The sequence below is a fragment of the Candidatus Viridilinea mediisalina genome, from assembly GCF_002532535.1.
Lineage (GTDB): Bacteria > Chloroflexota > Chloroflexia > Chloroflexales > Chloroflexaceae > Viridilinea > Viridilinea mediisalina.
Window position 1 is genome coordinate 1 of the sequence record NZ_NQWI01000095.1, and the last position, 19,302, is coordinate 19,302.

At 57.8% G+C, this 19,302-nt stretch carries 14 protein-coding genes; all 14 read left to right on the plus strand.

Going from position 1 to position 19,302, the window contains the following annotated elements; genetic code table 11:
* Positions 1-445 precede the first annotated feature (445 nt).
* The 14 genes from CJ255_RS24030 (at position 446) to CJ255_RS16390 (ending at position 19,128) form a co-directional block, all read left to right on the plus strand.
* Positions 446-1,753 carry a PDDEXK family nuclease gene (locus tag CJ255_RS24030; RefSeq protein WP_097645164.1) on the plus strand — a complete coding sequence of 436 codons (1,308 nt, stop codon included), beginning with the start codon at positions 446-448 and terminating at the stop codon, positions 1,751-1,753.
* A gap of 83 nt (positions 1,754-1,836) precedes the next feature.
* Complete coding sequence (locus CJ255_RS16325; RefSeq protein WP_097645165.1) at positions 1,837-3,639, plus strand: Cas10/Cmr2 second palm domain-containing protein; 1,803 nt, start codon at positions 1,837-1,839, stop codon at positions 3,637-3,639.
* Positions 3,639-4,319, plus strand: a complete 681-nt coding sequence (locus CJ255_RS16330; RefSeq protein WP_097645166.1) for an RAMP superfamily CRISPR-associated protein — start codon at positions 3,639-3,641, stop codon at positions 4,317-4,319. The genes CJ255_RS16325 and CJ255_RS16330 overlap by 1 nt, the downstream gene beginning before the upstream one ends.
* A complete protein-coding gene (locus CJ255_RS16335; RefSeq protein WP_097645167.1) occupies positions 4,310-5,956 on the plus strand; it encodes an RAMP superfamily CRISPR-associated protein in 1,647 nt (548 codons plus the stop codon). Before CJ255_RS16330 ends, CJ255_RS16335 begins: the two co-directional genes overlap by 10 nt.
* On the plus strand, positions 5,953-7,392 hold the full coding sequence (locus CJ255_RS16340) for an RAMP superfamily CRISPR-associated protein (protein WP_097645168.1): 1,440 nt from the start codon (positions 5,953-5,955) through the stop codon (positions 7,390-7,392). Before CJ255_RS16335 ends, CJ255_RS16340 begins: the two co-directional genes overlap by 4 nt.
* A complete protein-coding gene (gene csx19, locus CJ255_RS16345; RefSeq protein ID WP_165774755.1) occupies positions 7,382-7,960 on the plus strand; it encodes a type III-D CRISPR-associated protein Csx19 in 579 nt (192 codons plus the stop codon). The genes CJ255_RS16340 and csx19 overlap by 11 nt, the downstream gene beginning before the upstream one ends.
* 1,260 nt (positions 7,961-9,220) lie before the next feature.
* Entirely contained in the window at positions 9,221-11,509 is a 2,289-nt protein-coding gene (locus CJ255_RS16355; RefSeq protein ID WP_097645171.1) for a TIGR03986 family type III CRISPR-associated RAMP protein, read from the plus strand.
* Positions 11,510-12,078: 569 nt separating this feature from the next.
* Entirely contained in the window at positions 12,079-12,420 is a 342-nt protein-coding gene (gene tnpA / locus CJ255_RS16360; RefSeq protein ID WP_097645172.1) for an IS200/IS605 family transposase, read from the plus strand.
* Positions 12,420-13,526, plus strand: coding sequence for an RNA-guided endonuclease InsQ/TnpB family protein (locus CJ255_RS16365; RefSeq protein ID WP_097645173.1), 1,107 nt, complete (start codon positions 12,420-12,422; stop codon positions 13,524-13,526). Before tnpA ends, CJ255_RS16365 begins: the two co-directional genes overlap by 1 nt.
* Positions 13,527-14,110: 584 nt before the next feature.
* Positions 14,111-14,392, plus strand: coding sequence for a hypothetical protein (locus CJ255_RS16370; RefSeq protein ID WP_097645174.1), 282 nt, complete (start codon positions 14,111-14,113; stop codon positions 14,390-14,392).
* A gap of 269 nt (positions 14,393-14,661) precedes the next feature.
* Positions 14,662-15,912, plus strand: a complete 1,251-nt coding sequence (gene fabF, locus CJ255_RS16375) for a beta-ketoacyl-ACP synthase II (protein ID WP_097645175.1) — start codon at positions 14,662-14,664, stop codon at positions 15,910-15,912.
* A complete protein-coding gene (gene rnc, locus CJ255_RS16380) occupies positions 15,909-16,610 on the plus strand; it encodes a ribonuclease III (protein ID WP_097645176.1) in 702 nt (233 codons plus the stop codon). Before fabF ends, rnc begins: the two co-directional genes overlap by 4 nt.
* A complete protein-coding gene (locus tag CJ255_RS16385) occupies positions 16,607-17,470 on the plus strand; it encodes an SDR family oxidoreductase (RefSeq protein WP_097645177.1) in 864 nt (287 codons plus the stop codon). Before rnc ends, CJ255_RS16385 begins: the two co-directional genes overlap by 4 nt.
* A gap of 311 nt (positions 17,471-17,781) precedes the next feature.
* A complete protein-coding gene (locus tag CJ255_RS16390; RefSeq protein ID WP_097645178.1) occupies positions 17,782-19,128 on the plus strand; it encodes a J domain-containing protein in 1,347 nt (448 codons plus the stop codon).
* The last annotated feature ends 174 nt before the right edge of the window (positions 19,129-19,302 follow it).

The following is a 19,302-nucleotide window of genomic DNA, read 5'->3' on the forward strand; positions in this document are numbered from 1 at the left end:
GCCGTTAGGTAGTGCCGACTTATGGTCTTCCAGAAATTAATCCGGTGTCGCGGCACGGGCTAGACCTGATAGATATGCCAGATCTGCGAGGTCTGGTTAGCGGATTATTTACTGGAAGACCATTAGTCGGCTTCCCATCGCTGCCAAAGACCTCAGCCGACTAAAGTCGGCACTACAATGATTGTGAATCATGTACCATTCAGCATGACAGGCTGCTGGGATACGTAACAATTTCTGCTTCCCTAACTTTTTAGAGTTGGGGTAAGCAACATGCTGGGTGCGCGGGCCTCCGGCCCGCGCACCCAGAAGAAATCTGAGCTTTTTCGCGCTAACCAAGACTTTGCGCCTTTGCGTCTATAATCCGTCTGATCACAACCCCGCGCATTTGCGCCCGCCCGTGTGGGTATACTGGAGGGGTAACACAGTTCATCAGAAAGGTAGCACCATGATCGATCTCAAGCCGTACCAAGTAGACAATCTCTTCCTGCTGATTGGCGGGAATCCGTTGCCCAACTATGTGGCGGCGCGGTTGTTGGCGAAAGATCCGACCACTACGAAGATCTGGCTGTTCTATTCCGAGGGGACTGCGCCTGTTTGTGATGCGCTGCAACGTGTATTGCAAGCCGATGGCTTTCAACATTTTCAGTCAAGACAACTTGATGAGGCAAGTCCCTCCAATATTTGCAACATAGTTCATAAGCAAGCTCAGGGCTTGCCAGGCGTGATTGGTTTGAACTATACTGGTGGCACCAAGGCTATGGCTGTGCATGCGTATCGGGCGCTTGAACAGGATGGGAACTTGAAGGTGCAGTTCAGTTACCTCGATGCGCGCAGTCTGACGTTGCAGATTGAGGGCTATGTCAATGATCCAGATTCAGTGTATGTAGGCGATCTACTTTCACTTAAAGTAGATCAGATCCTAAGCTTGCATAGCCGTGAACATTCCATGCATCGAGAGCCATTTTGGCCCGCGACGGCACAGGCTCTTCTGCGTCTCCACAGCAACAAAGAGCTTGCTAATCAATGGCAGGCTTGGCTTGCGACGCTCTTTTTTACTGAGCCAGCCTGGCCAGAAGCAGAGCTAGACAGTGCGCTGACTGATGAAGATTGGAAGGCGTGGGTGCGGGAGACCTTTGTGGCTCGCGAGTACAAGCGGCGCACTTGGCGCAAGAAACAGGATCGTGAGTTGGTTATTCCAGAAGCCTTTCAAGCCGTCTGGACAGCAATCAGAGAGGATACCAAAGGGGTTGCCATCGAGACGTTGGACGATCTAAGAAAAGCTGAGGCGAAGGCTTTTCGCAATTTAGCTGAACTCGGGAAGGAGATGGAGGGCGAGTGGTTGGAGACGGCAGTGATGCAGGTGCTTCAGGTTCTGCGTGAGCAAGATCCGCTATTGATTGGCGATCTTGTACGGGATATTCAAGCAAAGATCACAGTCAAGACATCTGATGGCACATCTTTGAGTCAGCAGATTCAGATCGATGTTGCTTTCACTCGTGGTTATCGCCTCTTTGTTGTATCTTGCACAACCTCAGATGACAAAGGAATTTGCAAGTCGAAACTGCTCGAAGCCGCCATCCGTGCTGAGCAGATTGGTGGTGCAGAAGCCAGTGTCTGTCTCGTTTGCTGCTATACGTCAGCATCAGAGCTAGAGAAAGAGATTGCAGACGTACTCGGCAAGCGCCTCCAAGTCTTTGGTCGCGCCGATCTGCCCTATCTCAAGGAGCGCCTTGCCACTTGGATCGACGCATAGCCCCACGGGAGGGCTTGGGAGGGCTTGGCCCTCCCAAAACCCCACCCTACCGCTCAGCCCTACGCGAGTAGTTAGGAGACAAGATGGAAGCAAAATACACCCTGACCGTGGTTGATGTGACGGGCATCCAGCACTACATCTTTGGCAGCAACCGCCTCGCTGAGAATGTGGGCGCCTCGCAGTTGGTGCATCAGGCGACGACCGCGTGGCTGCGTGATGCGCTACCTGTGGGTCGCCATAATTTGCAAGAGGGGCGCAATGCGCTCACGATTGATCGGCAACGCTTTTTGGAAGAGGATGCGACGCTCGATGCGGAGGTGGTCCTCTGTGGCGGGGGGAATGTGCTGATTCTCTTTCGCACGGGTGATCTGGCCCGTGCGACAATCACGAAGTTGAGCCAGAGGATTCTTTGTGCGGCACCCGGCATTGAGATTGCGGTGGCGCATCAAGAATTTAACTGGAATGAGGAGTCGATTGGGGGCGAGAAAGAGGGCGTTCACTACCGGCTCTACCAGACGCTTAATCAAGCCAAGCAGCAGCGCCGCCCATCTGCGCCCCTGTTGAGTCTGGGGGTGACGCTGGAGTGTGCGGCGACGGGGTTGCCTGCGGTGGGCTTTACAGAGCGCCAGGGGCAGGATGACACCCCTCGCGCAGTTAGTGCGGAAGTCCTGGCGAAACATGATTATCGTGATGCGGCTCGAGCGCGTTTTGAGCAGATATTTGGTGAACTGATCACCGGCTACAACATCCCCCCCGACTTTGACGATCTGGGCGGCAGCCGCGATGAGATGCGCTACATTGCGGTTGTCCATGCCGATGGCAATGGCATGGGTAAACGCTTTCAGAAGGAGATTGAAAAGCGTAGCGGTGCTAAAAAGAATCGTGACTGCCTCAACGCCTTACGTGATCTCTCGATTGCGGTTGATCAGGCGGGAATGCAAGCGCTGAAGGCGACGGTTCAGCGCATGATTGCAAGATTTGACCTTGATCAAAGTGAGGAGATGAGAGCTTTCGTAAAGGGCCTCGAAGATCCCACCAATAACGGTGAGCGCAACCTCCCCTTCCGCCCAATTGTCTACGGGGGCGATGATGTGACTTTTGTCTGCGATGGGCGCATTGGCCTGAGCCTCGCCCGTATCTACCTAGAGGAGTGGGAGCGGGTGACGCAGGCGCAGACAAAGCTTGGCCAAGCCTATGCCTGCGCTGGCGTCGCTATTGTGAAGACGCGCTACCCCTTTGTGCGCGCCTATGAATTGGCTGAGGCGTTGTGCAAAGGGGCGAAGCAGCAGTTGCGTAAAGCTGAATGTGGCGATGCCTCGGCGCTTGATTGGCACTTTGCGATGAGTGGCATCGGCGGCACAATCCAACAGATCCGTGAGCGCGAATATCACGATAACGAGGGGAAGCGCCCACTCTACCTGCGTCCAGTTGGGCTACGCGCAGGGGTGCTTGGGCCAACTTGGTACGGTTGGGACGCTTTTGATCGCACCATCCGATCGTTCCAGAACAATTCGTTAGCGCGAGAAAGCCTCGGTCTTGATGGGGGTGGCGCGGGGGCTTCGACCCTTCGACAAGCTCAGGGTTCAGCCACCGCGCCGCTGGCTGAGCTTGTCGAAGCCAAGCGGCGCGGCCCAGAGCTTTTTCGCGCTAACAACAATTCTCTATGGCGCGAGCGGCGCAACAAGGTGAAGCAATTGCGCGAGGTGTTGCGTGAGGGTGCGAACGCGGTAGAGCGTTTTCGGATAGCTTTCAACATACCGCTTCTGCCTGAGCTAGACCAGACAAAGCCGGATCTCCAAGAAAAGGGCTGGTACGGCAATCATTGCGGCTACTTCGACGCGATTGAGGCGTTGGACTTCTACCTGCCATTGACAGAGGAGGGCTGATGGCAACCTACTACCTGAGTGTGATGCTCCAGAGTGATGGCACCTTCGGGCGCGGTGCGGGGCTGGCGGGGCTGGTGGATGTCGAGATTGAACACGACCAGGATGGCATCCCCTTCGTCAGCGGGCGGAGCGTAAAGGGCTTGCTGGTGGAGGAGTGGGCCAATCTGCGCTTTGCGCTCTATGGCCAGACCAAGGATGCCCAGCCGCTTGATGCGCTGGCGGTCAAGCTCTTTGGCGTGAGTGGCGTAACGCAAGGAGAAGAGCATAGCCACATGCACCTTGGCGCGGCAACGCTGCCCGCTGATCTGCGTGCCGCGCTGGTGACCGACAAGAAACTCACCTCTTCACAGATCCTGGCTGCACTGACGACCATTCGCCGCCAGACGGCGCTTGATGCCAAGGATGGTGCGCCGGAGCAGCATTCGCTGCGGGCGCTACGCGCCCTGATCCGTGGGACGATGCTCGTTGCGCCGATCCATTTTAGCCAAGCACCGGATGAGAAGAGCTTGGCGCTGTTGGCGGCCTGTGCGCTCGGCGTGCGGCGTGGGGGCAGTGGGCGCAATCGCGGACGCGGGCGACTCGCCCTGCTGCTCCATGAGAACCAAGACGATCTAGGTGCTACTAGTTTCACCGAGAGTTGCTTTGCCCGTTTCGCTGAGGAGGTACGCGCATGCAGGTAATCACCTATCGCCTGCGGCTTCAAGAGCCGCTGCTGGCAACCCAGATCATGGGCGATCCCAACAATAGCGTCTCTTTCGACTATATCCCTGGGAGTCTCATTCGGGGCATGTTGGTGCATCGCTACATGCAACAGCACCCTAAACTGCACGAGCATGAGGTTGTTCACGATACCGCATGCCGCAGGCTCTTTTTCACTGCAACAACACGCTATCTGCACGCCTATCCGCTTACGAGAAATGAAGAACGAAGCCTACCCACGCCGCTGCCGCTGTTGAAGCGCAAAGGTGATGATAAGGAAGATGGCCTTGAGGTGCATAATGCGGCCCACAAAGATTTCAATCGGGCTGAGGCGGCGGGCAACGACCAACTCAAGTGGGTCGGCAAGCCCTTCTGCACGCTCAATGAAGAGGATCTGACCTTGCTCGCCCCTCCACAGAAGCGGCTCACGGTACATGTTGCGCGCGATCCGCACAAGGGGCGATCCACGAAGAAGAAGGGTGAAATCTTTCAGTATGAAGCACTCGCCGCTGACCAGTGCTTTGCCGGGGTGATTTTGACCGAAGATGCTGCGGATGCCGCCACGATCAAAGCCATGTTGGAGGGACAGGCCTGGCTCGGACGGGCACGTAGCGCGGGTTATGGTCGGGTATACATCAAGATTGATGAAGAGCTTTCCACTTCGTCGTGGCGTGAAGTTGCGCTACCTGCACCACGCCTGAAGGCCGACGATAGGGTGACCCTGACGCTGCTCAGTGATGCCATCCTGCGTGATAAGCAGGGCCACTATGCGTTGACATGGTCTAAGGACATGCTTGATAAGGACATGCTTGATAAGGACATGCTTGAGTCCTATCTTGGTTTCGCCATTAAGCATGTTGATGCAGCACGATCTTTTAGTGCCACCACGATCAGTGGCGGCTTCAACCGCACCGCCCAAGCACCGCTGGCCCAAAGCTACAGCCTGGCGGCGGGCAGCACGGTGAGCTTTACGCTGGCCCAAGCGGTTGATGCGGCGACGCTTGCACGCCTAGAGGCGCAGGGCATCGGCGAGCGGCGCACGGAGGGCTTTGGGCGGATCGTGTTCAATTGGCTGGAGGCGAATGTGTTTCAGGCTTCAATTGGTGAGACTTGCGATCTGCTGCCGCCGCAGGATAAGCCGAAGCTGAGTGCCAATTCGCAAGCCCTGGCCCGCCAGATGGCGCGACGGCTGCTGGAAGCGCAGATTGAACAGGCGCTTGCCCGCTTTGTCCGCGATGAGGTTGATCCGGAGAAGAACCAATTTCCGGCCAATAGCCAACTGGGCCGCGTGCGTGTGCTGCTGCGCCGCGCCGCCCGCACGGGCGCACCGCTCAGCGAAGTTCTTGCCGAGCTTGATGCGTTCAAGCAGGCGGGCCGTGAGCAGTTTGAACGGGCGCGCATGCAAAACACCACGCTATGGGCGTGGCTACAGCGGCTGCTTGTCAATCCGTCAACGGTGTGGCAAGTGATCAGCCTGCCCCACCATAAGTGGCACAAGGTGGCTGGTGAACAGGCCGCAGCGGATGCAGCCCTCACGCGGCGCGTGACCCTGCAGGTGATCGAAGCGACGCTCAACACCGCTGCACGCAAGCGGAAGCAGAAGGAGGATGCGCGATGAAGCAAGCCTACCAAGCCCAGTGGCATGCATCACGTGAAGTTGCCACCCGTCTCGTTGTTAGCGGCACGCTCACCCTGACCAGCCCGGCCCACCTGGGCAATGGCGATCGTGGTGCCCACGTCGATCTGCCGATCCTGCGCGATGCCCTTGAGGATCTCCCGTTGCTCCAGGGCAGTTCGTTGGCCGGGGCGCTACGCAACTACCTCTTAGCCTATGAGCAGGGGTTTTATAAAGCCGAAGAGCGGGGTGCGAAAAACCTTGCCGAACTACTCTTTGGTGGCGTGAAGGGCGATCCCGAGGGCGAGCAGAGTCCGCTGATTATTGACGATGCGCTGGCCGATTTTACCCTCGCCGAGATCCGCGACGGCGTTCGCATTGATGGCAAAACGCGCACGGCACAGAAAGATTTCAAGTATGACCTTGAGGTCTTACCGCCAGGAACGAGCTTTCCGTTGCGCTTTGAGCTGCTCTTGCCTAAAGAGGGCAATCAGGCGACCGCGCTCCGTGAAGCCTTAGCCTTGGCGCTCGACGGCCTGCAACGGGGCGAAATCGCCCTTGGTGCCCGCAAGAGTCGCGGCTACGGGCGCTGTGCGGTTGCGACGTGGCAGGTTGTGGAGTACAACCTGCGCCGCTCACCCGAAGACCTGTTAGCCTGGCTCAGCGCCGAGCATCCCGAGTGGGGCTACCAGCCAGCCCAGGTGCATAACAGCCTCGGTGTGCATGCTCAGCGAGAGGATAAGCGTAAGATCTTCCGCATCGAGGCCAGCTTTGAACTGGCGACACCGCTCCTCATCCGCTCCGCAGAGCCCTTGCATGATGGCGATCACCAGCCCGACGTGGTGCAACTCCGCGACGGTACAGGCCAGCCGATCATCAGTGGCACCAGCCTTGCGGGGGTCTTGCGGGCACGCGCCAAGCGCATCCTCACGACGGTAGCAGCGGGGCAGGAAGAGGCCATCCTGAACAGCCTCTTCGGGCGCGATATGGACAAGCGCAGGGCCAATGAGCAGCCAAGCGCCAGCCGCCTGATTGTTCACGAGGCGCAGATAGAGGGCGGGCGCACGCTCGTACAAAACCGGGTGGCCATTGATCGCTTCACCGGCGGCGCCTACGACACGGCGCTCTTCAGCGAAGCGCCCCAAGTGGGCGGCACGGTTACCCTGACGTTGAGCATCCACAACCCCTCTGAGGCTGATAAGGGGCTGCTGCTGCTGCTGCTCAAAGATCTTTGGACGGGCGATCTGCCCATTGGCGGCACGTCGAGTGTGGGCCGCGGGCGGCTGCGTGGCTGCAAGGCAACGATCCATGATGCGGGCCAGGAATGGGAGATCGTTAGCGACGAGGGTCAACTCAAGCTTCCAACTGAGGCACGCACGGTGTTTGAGAGCTACGTTGTCGCGTTGCAAAAGCCAAAGGAGCGCAGCAGTGAAGCGTGAACTGAAGACGAACCAGCGCACAACCCGGCGCGACGTGGCGCTCTCCGACGCCGACGACCTACGGGCATGGCTTACAGCGCAAGCCGTGCAACACGGCCTCCGCTGGCTCCTAGCCCATGCCGACAACGGCATCATCTGGGGCGAAGTGCGCGAGGGGCAACTCAAGCTCGCAAGTGAAGCGCTTGGCCTGCAAGAACTGCGCCTAGCGCGGGCGACCTTGCAACAGGCGCGGCTCTTCGGCCCCAACGGCGAACTTCGTCTCTGGCAAGGGCCAAAGGGACTACAGGCCCACCTCTGCCACGACGAGCCGGACGAGAGCCATACGACTCCCTCCTATTTCGACGAAACCTACCTCCTCTGGGGCACGCACCGCGAGCGCAGCAACGACGGCTTCAGCCTCCTCCTCGAAGGGGCTCAAGGCATCCGCCACACCCCGCCACTCGCCTTCAACCCGAACGAGGATACACAGCGGGCCAAACTGTTGGTACGCCACTACGTCAAAGCGGATGCAACGGGCGTCGTGCGCGTGGTGGCGAGTCGGTTGGTGGAGCTTCAGCCGCCGGGGTAGTGGGGTAAAAAACACCAGCCTCTCTGTAATGAGAGGCTGGTGTGGTTGGAATTGGCATCTTGGCTAGGTGTTACAGGAAATTTGCTCATGACATCAAAAGGTTACACGAATAACTCAATGATTTTACAGATCAAAGACACAACACCAATCACTAATCTTATACGGTTAATGAAAGGGCGAAAGCGAGCGAACAATTTGCAGCGAGAACGCCACACCCGATTCGTTACTTCAAGGAGACGACGCCAATGGCGGTGGAGCATGTTTTTCATGCGCTTTAACATAATAAATCCTCTCTGGTTTAGTGGTCATGACAGTATCTCCTGTAGACTAAGTTTGGACACCAAAGAGCGAAAGATCTCTAAAGATCCCCGCACGCGGATTGTACCATGCAACGGCGAAGCGTGTCAAAGGCGTAACTCGAGTCTTTGTTGGGGAAGCATCTTGGTTTGGAGGATCCACCAGATGATGGTAGGGGCGCAGCAGCGGCTCCCCGATTCGTATAGGTACCCAACAATTCAGGGCCGCTGCTGCGCCCTGGGGCGGAAAGAAACCATGTCACGCAGCGGTTGTTTGATGTCAATCGTCTCATGGAGATGCAATGGGATGGCGGGATGCTACATGGAGGGCGTAGCAGCGGCCTTGGATTCTCGCTACCGAGCGATTCCCTGCGTGGCCGCTGCTACGCCCCTACATTGGGATGCGATGAGTTGTTCGTCTAACCAGAGGGTGATCGGTCGCCAAGAGTTCGATGCGAAAATATACGTCACACCATGCACACCCATGGGTTATGATAGAATACAGGGCATAAGTGTAGTGCCTCCCGCTCTGCAGGGATTGGCCGCATCTCTGGCGCTACGGCAGATTCGTTACTTGAACTTGCCTCACTACGCTTATACATTTCAGTCCTGACCATGCTCTCGTGCTGGTCAGGACTTTGTGTTGTCTGAATAGGGGTGCGCGAGGGAACATGGTTCCCTCGCATCCTCCCGCAGTCCGGTGGGTTGTAGGGTGCAGCCCTACAGGTTTCAGTCAAGCCCGTCTAAGGGAAGCAGAAATTTTTAAGTGTCTCAGCAGCATGTCAGGTTGAGTAGTACATGGTTCGTAGGCATCGTAGTGCCGACTTTAGTCGGCTGAGGTCTTTGGCAGCGATGGGAAGCCGACTAAAGTCGGCACTACCTACGGCATCTCAGGATGACAAAAAAATGGGGCAATGAACAAAATCCGCTCCCCTAAAATCAGCAAGAATCTAGGAGAAAGCCCATGACCCCCATCCACATTCCAAAGCTCGACGACGACCGCGCCGCCCTCGCCCCCTACAACTTCGTGCCCCTGCCTGAACAGGTCGTTCCCGCCGAGGCGCTGCCTGAGCAGGATCGCTACCACCCCGACCGCTTCACTGGGCGGATTGAGTGCGTGCTAACCACGGCGAGTCCGCTCTATGTGCGTTGCGGCTTGACGCCTGAGCAGTTGGCGGCTGGTCTGGAGGCGAAGGATCTTCCAGAGTTCTTCTTTACGGCAGATGCCAAGCGCCCAGTCATTCCGGGGAGCAGCCTACGCGGGATGCTCCGCGCTCTGGTTGAGATTGTGGGCTACGGCAAAATGGAGCGGGTGACGGAGCGGCCTCGCTTCTTCTATCGGGCGGTGGCGGCGAAGAGTGATGATCCCTTGGCGATGCCCTATCGTTCACAGTTGCGTAATGTGAAGGCGGGCTATATCACGCAACGGGGTGATAGTTGGGCGATTGTTCCGGCAAAACCGCTTGGCACGGATAGCTTTATCAAGGTGCGTGAGCGCGATATTCCGGCGACGCTGGGGTTGGTGCGTATGCACGATCCGAGCTACCGCTTGCAGCGTATCGCGGTCAGTTTTACCCATAAGCGTACCCCGGCAGGGCGCACAGTGGTGGATCTGATTGGCCCGCCGGGAGTGCATGAGTATGCTGGTACGTTGGTCACGAGTGGCAACATGCTCGAAACTGGCCGCCCCGGTCAGCGCACGCAGCGCAAGAATCATGTGGTGGTGCCCGATGCCGAAGCCAAAGCCAATCCCATTCCCATTGCGCCCCAGGCGGTCGAGGACTACTGCAACGGCTTGAGTAGTTTTGTGGCTGAACAACTGGGGCCGTTGGGGGTCTTGGCCGAGGGCATGCCCGTCTTCTACTGTGAGCCGGGAGGGGGCAAGCGCGAGGTGACGGCGTTTGGTCATAATCCCAATTTCCGTCTGCCATACCGCTTTCCTGGTAGTGATCGCGCCGCGACACCGCGCGACTTTGTGCCGAAAGCGTTGTACCGCGACACCGATCTCGATCTGGCTGAGGCGATCTTTGGCATGGTGCGTAGCCAGCGCCAAGCGGATGCTGAGCGTCAAGCGGTGGCAGGTCGCGTCTTCGTTAGCGATGCCAAGTTGATAGAGGGGCAGGGCGATCCTTGGCTGAGCAGCGAGCCCTTCACCCCCCACATTCTCACTGGCCCTAAGCCGACTACCTTCCAGCACTACTTGGTGCAGCCGCAGAGTGCTAAACCTGCGCTGAAGCACTACGCCCATCGCCCCGGCGAAGAGACCGCCATTCGCGGCCATAAGCTCTACTGGCACAAAGGGACTACACCGGAGCTACGCATGCCAGCCGATAAGCTCCAGACCGCCAGTGATACCCAGACGACCGCGATGCATCCGGTGCGGGCCGGGGTGCAGTTTGAGTTTACTCTCCACTACGAGAATCTCAGTGAAGTTGAGTTGGGGGCGCTGCTCTGGGTGCTACGTTTGGGCAGCGATCCCGCCTATCGCCTCAAACTGGGCATGGGCAAACCCTTGGGCATGGGGGCGGTCGGCTTGGTCTATCGGGTGGTGCAGAGCAGGCGCGAAGAGCGCTACCAGAGCCTCTTTGCCGATGGCGCTTGGGCACTTGGCGAGCATGAAGTGAGTGGCAGCGAGCAGGAGCAGGCGATTGAGGCTTTTGAAGCGTATGTCTTAGCACAGAGCGCAGAGCAGCAGCGCGGCTATAGCAAACTGGCTGAAACCCTGCGTATACGTTGCCTCTTGGCGCTCTTGGGCTGGCCTGGCCCGCTGCCAGAGCAGACGCGCTACATGGAGATCGAACGCACCCAGCGCCCACGCCTCGGTAATGATCCTAACGAGTATAAAGATCGGCGGGTGCTGCCGTTAGCAACGCAGGTTGCGGGCATCACCTTGAGTGCTGCGGAGATAATGACAAGTAACGCATCCCAAGCTGCTTCGCCAACGCCCAGCACCACCACTGCACCGCCACCCGCCAAGCCCGTAGCGAGTACCGGATCAAACAAGCTTGCGGTCGGCGAAGTCTTCCGAGGCAAGATCATCGGCCCATCGAAGATCGGCATCAAAATCGAGCACCCCGCCCACCCCGACACCAAAAAGGTGATCGGCCTTGTGGCCAAAGAGCAGCAGAGCGGGCCATTTAAGCCGGATCAGCAGCGTTGGTTCGAGATCATTGGCATCGAACGGGAAGATGCGACAACCATCCTTTGGCTCAAGCCAACCAGTAATCCTAATAGGAAAGAGAAGGAGAAGTAGAGCTATGACCACCATTCTCCTCGTCACTGTTGGTGGTTCTAGTGCGCCGGTTGTGGGTGCGATTGCCGCCCATCAGCCCGATTATGTTCTCTAAAGTACTTCCTGCCTACACCCCACCCATCGCAACGCATCTGACCTGGCAGGTGGGGCGCGTGCAGCCACTTCTGGTACGCCAAAGAGCCTACCGCGCTCCACCTGCTAGATCTCATAAGCCGTTGGCTCCCCCTTCAGACCTGCCAGGTGCGCGCCGTTGGATGTGTAGCGGTACGCCTGGCGGCTGCTCGGCGCACACCTAGCAGGTCGTTTGCCACACCAGACCCATATATGAAGCAGACCAGCCATGGGTCTGGTGACTTAGGGAAGATTTCAAAAATGCGCTTATAGCTGTACAATCTTGCGAGGATGCGTGAGGCGAAGGTTTCGCATCCCCGCATCCTCGCGTCCTCTCAAACGGTAAAGCCTCCACAAACCATCCCTAACAATAACCTTACGGAAATAGCCCGTAAAGCCCAGGAGCTTTAGCCCTGGGATAAAAGGGCTTCACCCGCTTTAGCGGCTTTAGCTTCGTCATCTTCTGCGCAAAGTATCGCCGGAAGGTGCTGAACGAACCTATCGCGGCCCGGATGAAGGAACTGGTACTGGCAAAGCAGGCGGAGTATGGATACACAATCATGGAAATGGAGATCATGCCTGATCACGTCCATCTCCTGTTGGACGCGGATCCACGCGAAGGTATCATCGGCATTGTAGCGAAGATCAAGGGATATACGTCCCATGAGCTACGCAAAGAGTTTCCTTGGCTTAAAAAACGACTACCGACGCTTTGGACACGAAGCAAGTTTATCTCTACCGTAGGATCCGTCACCCTTGATGTCGTCAAACAGTATATTGAAAACCAGAAGGGCGTCTGATGCGAAAGACGTTCACATACCGTATCTACCTCACGAACGGACAGCGGCGCATCCTTGAGCAGCAGCTTGAGGAGTGCCGTTGGGTGTACAACGAGACGCTTGCTGAACGCAAGCGAGCGTATGAGGAGCGCGGTGAGTCGCTTCGATTGTATGACACGCAAGCGATGCTGCCGGTCTGGAAGATTGACCGACCATCGCTCAAGCTCGTGCATAGCCAAGTCCTCCAAAATGCCCAGGTTCGGGTGGATCTCACATTTCAAGCCTTCTTTCGTCGGGTACAGGCGGGTGAAACCCCTGGGTACCCCCGGTTCAAGAGCTTCGGTCGGTACGACTCGATCACCTATCCGCAGTACGGGAACGGGGTGCGACTAGACGGTGAGCGGCTGATTCTCTCGAAGGTTGGTGCCGTCCATGTCGTACTGCACCGGCCAGTTGAAGGGACGCCTAAGACCGTCACGATCCAGCGGTCGCGTACAGGCAAGTGGTACGCTTGCTTTTCGTGCGTGGTTGAGCCAAAAGCATTGCACCCTAGCGACCAGATGGTCGGGATTGACGTGGGGCTGGAGTCGTTCCTCACCACGTCTCATGGAGGGAAGATTCCTAATCCTCGGTTCTACCGCCGCGATGAAGCGGATCTCAAACGAGTACAGCAGCGATTGAGTGAAGCGAAAGAGCAGCAAAACTGGACTGAGTACCGCCGTCGCAAGAAAGCCCTTGCACACATTCACGAGCGAATTGCGAACCGGCGCACCGATTTTGCTCACAAGCTTAGTCGCGTGGTGGTGAACACGTACCAAATCATTGCCCTTGAAAAACTTGCCCCCTTGGAGATGGGGCGCAGCCGTGGGATGCGAAAGAGCATCTTAGATGCGGCGTGGACACAGTTCATCAGCATGGTGGGCGTCAAAGCGGAAGAAGCTGGACGCACGCTCGTACTGGTAGACCCCCGCAACACATCCAAGATGTGTTCTTCCTGCGGCAAACTTGTGCAGAAGACGCTGAGCGACCGCACCCATACCTGCCCCTCTTGTGGACTGGTGATGGGACGTGATCACAATGCGGCGCTCAACATTCTGCATCGGGGTCTCCAAACCCTTCGCTTGTAGCGCGATACGTGTGGGGTGGCACACGTTGAAGCCCAGGTGCTTTAGACCTGGGATCCGTCACTGATGAAAAGCCGGGATGACCTCTTGCCCAAAGAGCTTAATGCACTCCAATACCTTAGCGGCTCAAGTGAGTGAATCACAACCAAACTAACGACCCTAGTATTAGCGTTTTGTCGCATCACAATGCGACAAAACGCTAATTGTACAACGGAGAGAACATCCCTTGACTTGTCATGCTTCAGCGGTGTATACTAAGAGCATGTTAAGCATCCCTTAACCTTATGCAAAGGAGCAAGCTATGGGAGCAGAAGTCGGCAACAGCATAGCTTGGTAACCGGGGCGACGCAGGATGATCACCTGATGTCGCCCCGCTTGCGTTTAGGGGTGGGAAACGGTTTAGCGAGTGTGCGTTGTTCCCACATGCTACCCAAGGCACACACCCAAATAATTAGGGTGTGACCAACATGTGTAGCTAGGGTGCGCGAGGGAACTAGGTTTCCTCGCACCCTTCATCAGTTCGATAAGGTTGTAGGGCATCGCCTTACGGATTTTGGTCACACCCAAATAATTAAGGAGGTATCGGAATGCACTCGGATCTAATTGGCAAGATCGAGAAGGCCCGTCGCTACGCCGAGGAGCCTGAGCGGATCAAGTTTAATGAGCTACGCGCTACCTTCAATGGTGGCAACAGTGACCATGTGATTGAACTGAAGGATGGCCACTGGAGTTGTGATTGCTCGTTCTTCCGCAATTGGGGCACTTGTGCGCATGTGATGGCCATGCAGCGTATGCTCAACCCGATGCTTACCGATGAGGCTCGTCAGGCTGAGTTGGCGGTCACGCCACTCGCCGAGGCGGTGGTATAGCCACCCCAGTTGATCTTTCGTGTGTTGATCCTTAGCGGCGAGGTAAGCCACCTCGCCGCTTTTTTGTGGGCGTAGACCCCAACGAAATTTGCCCTAACCCGAAGCAAAAGAAGCCCTATGGTATAATGCCAATTGCCCTTGAACATGCCGCATTATCAAGAACGCGAAAGCCCATTGGGACGCCATGTTCGGCAATCTACAATCTACAATCTGCAATCATAAATGGTATAATCTCCCCGAAGCAAAACATAATCGAAGGAGCAATCACTATGGAGCGTCGTGTGGTGGTAACCGGCATGGGTGCAGTGACCCCCCTTGGTTTGAGTGTGCCCGAACTTTGGGCGGGTGTGCTTGCCGCCCGCAGTGGGGTGGGGCCAATTACCCTTTTTGATGCCTCCGACCACGCCACACGCTTCGCTGCTGAGGTGAAGGGTTTCGATCCGACCCAGGTGATGGATCGGAAGGAGGCGCGTCGTACCGACCGCTTTGTGCAGTTGGCGGTGGCTGCTGCTACTGAGGCGCTGCACCACGCTGGCCTAGAGATTAATACCCAGAACCGTGATGAGGTGGGGGTCTTTATTGCCAGTGGCATCGGTGGGATCGCAACACTCTCTGAGCAGCTTGAGATTCTGCATAGCCGTGGCCCTGGGCGGATTAGCCCTTTTCTCATTCCTGCCATGATTACCAATCTGGCTGCTGGTCAGGTTTCGATTACGACCGGCGCCCGTGGCCCCAGTTTCTGCATTACGTCGGCATGTGCCAGTTCGGCCCACGCGATTGGTGAGGCGGTTGAGACGATCCGCCGTGGCTGGGCACGGGTGATCATTGCGGGGGGCAGTGAGGCGAGTATTACCCCGATTGGCATTGCGGGCTTTCAGGCTATGCGGGCGCTCTCGACGCGCAATGAGGCCCCGGAGCAGGCGTCGCGTCCCTTTGATGCCGCCCGCGATGGCTTTGTGATGGGTGAGGGGGCCGGCGCGCTGATCCTTGAAGACCTTGAGTTTGCCCTTGCACGCGGTGCGCCGATTCTGGCTGAGGTGCTTGGCTATGCCGCTACCTCCGATGCCTACCATATCTCCAATCTGGCTGAGGATGGCGAGGGGATCGCTCGCGCTATTCGCCTCGCGTTGCGGCGCGCTGGTCTGACCCACGGCCAAGTGAGCTATATCAATGCCCACGCGACTGGCACCCCTTCGGGCGATCCGGTCGAGAGCGCGGCGATTAAAGAGGTCTTTGGGCCACGCGGTAGCGCCCCGCCAGTTAGTGCCAGCAAATCGCAGTTTGGCCACCTCCTGGGGGCTGCCGGTGCGGTCGAGGCGGTGATTAGCATCTTGGCGATCCAGCATGGCCAGTTGCCCCCTACCATCAACCTCGCAGAGCCCGACCCCGCATGTGATCTCGATTATGTGCCCAATGCGCCCCGGCCCGCCCAAGTGGATGTGGTCCTCAACAACTCCTTTGGTTTCGGTGGTCACAACGTCTGTCTGCTCTTCCGCCGTTATGATCCCCCGGTTCTATGAGTAAGCGGCTTGAAGCATTGATTGGGGTGGCATTTGACGATGGAACGTTGCTTGAAAGTGCCTTTGTCCATCGCTCGTTTAAGCATGAACACCCTCAGCTTATCCCTGGCCTCAGTTCTAACGAGCGGCTCGAGTTTCTTGGCGACTCGATCCTCAATTTTATTACTGCGGCTTGGCTCTATACGCGCTACCCTGAATGTAGCGAAGGGGGCTTGACTGCGCTCCGTTCTGCGCTGGTGCGCACAACCACCCTGGCTACCTTTGCGCGCGAACTTGATCTTGGTGCCTACGTCCGTATCGCTGGCGGTGAAGACAATGCTGCAACGCGCAACCGCGATGCACTCCTGGCCGATCTCTTTGAAGCAGTCGTCGGGGCGATCTACCTCGATCAGGGGCTTGAAACGGCCCAAGCCTTCGTTATGCCCTTCCTTGAACGCCATATCGAGCAGGTGAGGAGCAGCGTGGGCCAAAGCAACTATCGCACCCGCCTCCAAGAAGTCGCTCAGGCGCGTTTTGGCCATACCCCCCAATACAACGAGATTGCCAAGCATGGCCCGCCACACCAACTTGAATTTACGATGGAGGTGCTAGTGGGCGATACCGTCTGGGGCCAGGGCAAGGGGCCAAATAAACAGGCAGCCTCCGCAGCAGCGGCCCACATGGCCCTGCTGCGTATTGAGGCAATGGAGGATTCATGAGTCGTCGTCTGCTGATTACTGGCGGAACCGGCTACCTCGGCAGCGTCCTCGTGCGTCAGAGTGCCGCTTTGGGCGATACAGTCGCGGCGACCTACTACTCCAACATGCCACCCCCACAGCCAGGCGTCATCTGGCTACCCCTTGATGTGCGTGACGACCTCGCTGTCTTTCAGGCGCTCGATGAGCTACGCCCCGATCTGGTGATCCATACCGCTTTCCAGCAGACCGGCCCCGATCTCATGAGTATTACGGCAGACGGGGCGGGCCATGTGGCGACCGCCGCCGCACGCTGTAATGCCCGCCTGATCCACATGTCTAGCGACGTCATCTTTGATGGTGAAGCAGAACGCGCCTACCACGAAGCTGATCCACCTGCGCCAATCAGTGCCTATGGCGCGGCCAAAGCTCGCGCCGAAGCCCTCGTGAGCAGTGCCCATCCCCAGGCGGTACTTGTGCGAACATCACTGATCTATGGCTTTGACCCCATTGATCGCATCTCGCGCTTTACCCTTGACGTAGCCAGAGGCCAAATTCAGGCCCAACTCTTCAGCGACGAATACCGCTGTCCCATCTATGTCGAAGACCTCGCCAGCGCCCTCCTTGAACTGTGCGACCTACCCTACCAAGGCATTCTCAACATTGCCGGTGCCGAACGGGTGAGCCGCTACGAACTAGGCACCCTGATCGCCCGCGCCTGGGGCCTCGACCCCACCAGCATCCCCGCCGGTCTCAGCGCCAGCCAAGCAACACCGCGCCCACGCAACTGCACCCTCAACATCAGCCGCGCCCAAGCGCTACTCAAAACTCCACTACGAGGCATTCGGGCGGTGCTGCGAGCGGTGGAAGCGGGAGAACGGTGAAGCGGGAGAACGGTGAAGCGGTAAAGCGGGAGAGCGGGAGAGCGGGAGAATGGTAAAGCGGGAGAATGGTAAAGCGGTAACACAGTGGTAGTACCTTCGCCCCTCTCCCACAACGTGGGAGAGGGGACGGGGGTGAGGGCCATCCTGAGCATCCCCAAGCTCAATGGCAACGACTCTTCGGCCTCAACTCATTGCTGAAGTCGTTGCCGCACTTGAACGTTGCCCCCGTCACGCTTCACCCCATGCTATAATGCGCAAGTTGTGGTGCCCATGGTGGGGCCGCTCAAGGGTAAGTGCGGAGGTATGACGCAATGGATGATTTCGAGCAATTAGATTACTACACTCTGCTAGAGCTTGCTCGTAACGCCACAGCCGATGAGATCAAGCGTGCCTACCGACGTCAAATGGCGCTCTATCATCCTGATCGCTTTGCTGGCGCTGCGCCTGATGCGCAGGCGTATGCCAGTCGGCGGGCTCAGCGTATTAATGAGGCGTATGCGGTATTGACCGATTTTAGCGCACGGGTGACCTATAATCGCAGTCTGCCCGATCCGGCGACGGCGCCGCCACAGCCCGCTCCGGCGCGTACACCTCGGACTGGCGCACCGCAACAACCGGCCTCACGCGATCAGTTGGCGGAACTGTATGATCAGGCTCAGGCTCATATGGTTGCCGGGCGCTACAACGAGGCGCTGCATCTGCTGCGCGAGATTGTGCAGATTAGCCCCTTCTACCGCGATAGCTCGGCGCTGCTGGCCCGCGCCGAGGCGGTGGTTGCCCATGCGCGCCCCGCTGCGGCCCAAGTGCCCGACCGTCGCCGCCGGGCTTTGATGTTTGGTGGGGTGGGTGCCTTGCTCTTGGCTGGGCTTGGAGCGGCTGGTTGGGCGGTGCGCCGCCCTTTCGTCGGAACTGATCCGCAGGCGACCCCCGCTGCCGTCGGGGTTGCTACGCAGCCAAGCGAGACGGCCACTGCCCAGGCGGAAGCCGCTGCGCCTGCGCCTGCGGAAGCGACGGCTACGCCGAGCCCTACTGCCGCCCCAAGTGCTACGCCAACCACAACGCCGCAACCGAGCCCTACCATGCGGCCCGCTACCCCAACCCCAACTCTGATTCCTGAGCAGGGCCGGATTATCTATAGTGCCGATTTCTCAACGGCCCAAGGTTGGCCGATTACCAGTGGGCGAGGCTGGAGCGTTGGCTTGGCCGCGAATGGCTACCAGATTGTTGCAATTGATGGCGCAGGGCACATTTGGGCCTACCGTACCTCCCCCGCTGGCATGGAGTATCTGGTCGGGGTTGATGTTCAGATTGAAGGCGGTATGGCCGGGCTGATGTTGCGCTTCCAGGAGCGTGAGTATTTGGCCTTCTTCATCAATCCGCAGCAGGGCAATTATCGCCTAGAACAGCGGCTTGCTAGTGGGCCCAATGTGCTCGCCGAAGAGCGTAGTAGCGCCATTAAGCGTGGGGCCACTGCCGAAAATCGCCTTGTGGCGCGGCTTGAAGGCAATACAATCGCTTTGCGGATCAATGGCCAAGCCATCTTTGAGCGTGATCTTACCACGCCACCCCCTTCGATCCACTATGGTCTTGTCGCTGTGGCTCAGGGTAGTACCTGCACCGCGACCTTTCGCAACCTTGCGATTCGGGAGTTGACGTAAGGGAAGGGTACAGGAAATAGGAAAGTTGATGCTGCAAACCTCGTTTCTTGTTTCTCTATCCTTCCCTTAGAGGCTGTCTGAAAAGTCTATGAGTTGGCGTTGGAGTGCCGGCTTTAGCCGGCTAAAGCCGGCACTCCAGCGTGTGCCCCCCGGCTTTTCAGACAGCTTCTTAGA

Excerpts from the sequence above, each read along its gene's own strand:
- CJ255_RS16330 (WP_097645166.1), top strand. The coding sequence starts at position 3,639 with ATGGCAACCTACTACCTGAGTGTGATGCTCCAGAGTGATGGCACCTTC.
- CJ255_RS16390 (WP_097645178.1), top strand. The coding sequence starts at position 17,782 with ATGGATGATTTCGAGCAATTAGATTACTACACTCTGCTAGAGCTTGCT.
- CJ255_RS16335 (WP_097645167.1), top strand. The coding sequence starts at position 4,310 with ATGCAGGTAATCACCTATCGCCTGCGGCTTCAAGAGCCGCTGCTGGCA.
- CJ255_RS16325 (WP_097645165.1), top strand. The coding sequence starts at position 1,837 with ATGGAAGCAAAATACACCCTGACCGTGGTTGATGTGACGGGCATCCAG.
- CJ255_RS16385 (WP_097645177.1), top strand. The coding sequence starts at position 16,607 with ATGAGTCGTCGTCTGCTGATTACTGGCGGAACCGGCTACCTCGGCAGC.
- fabF (WP_097645175.1), top strand. The coding sequence starts at position 14,662 with ATGGAGCGTCGTGTGGTGGTAACCGGCATGGGTGCAGTGACCCCCCTT.
- CJ255_RS16340 (WP_097645168.1), top strand. The coding sequence starts at position 5,953 with ATGAAGCAAGCCTACCAAGCCCAGTGGCATGCATCACGTGAAGTTGCC.
- CJ255_RS16365 (WP_097645173.1), top strand. The coding sequence starts at position 12,420 with ATGCGAAAGACGTTCACATACCGTATCTACCTCACGAACGGACAGCGG.
- CJ255_RS16370 (WP_097645174.1), top strand. The coding sequence starts at position 14,111 with ATGCACTCGGATCTAATTGGCAAGATCGAGAAGGCCCGTCGCTACGCC.
- CJ255_RS16355 (WP_097645171.1), top strand. The coding sequence starts at position 9,221 with ATGACCCCCATCCACATTCCAAAGCTCGACGACGACCGCGCCGCCCTC.
- rnc (WP_097645176.1), top strand. The coding sequence starts at position 15,909 with ATGAGTAAGCGGCTTGAAGCATTGATTGGGGTGGCATTTGACGATGGA.
- CJ255_RS24030 (WP_097645164.1), top strand. The coding sequence starts at position 446 with ATGATCGATCTCAAGCCGTACCAAGTAGACAATCTCTTCCTGCTGATT.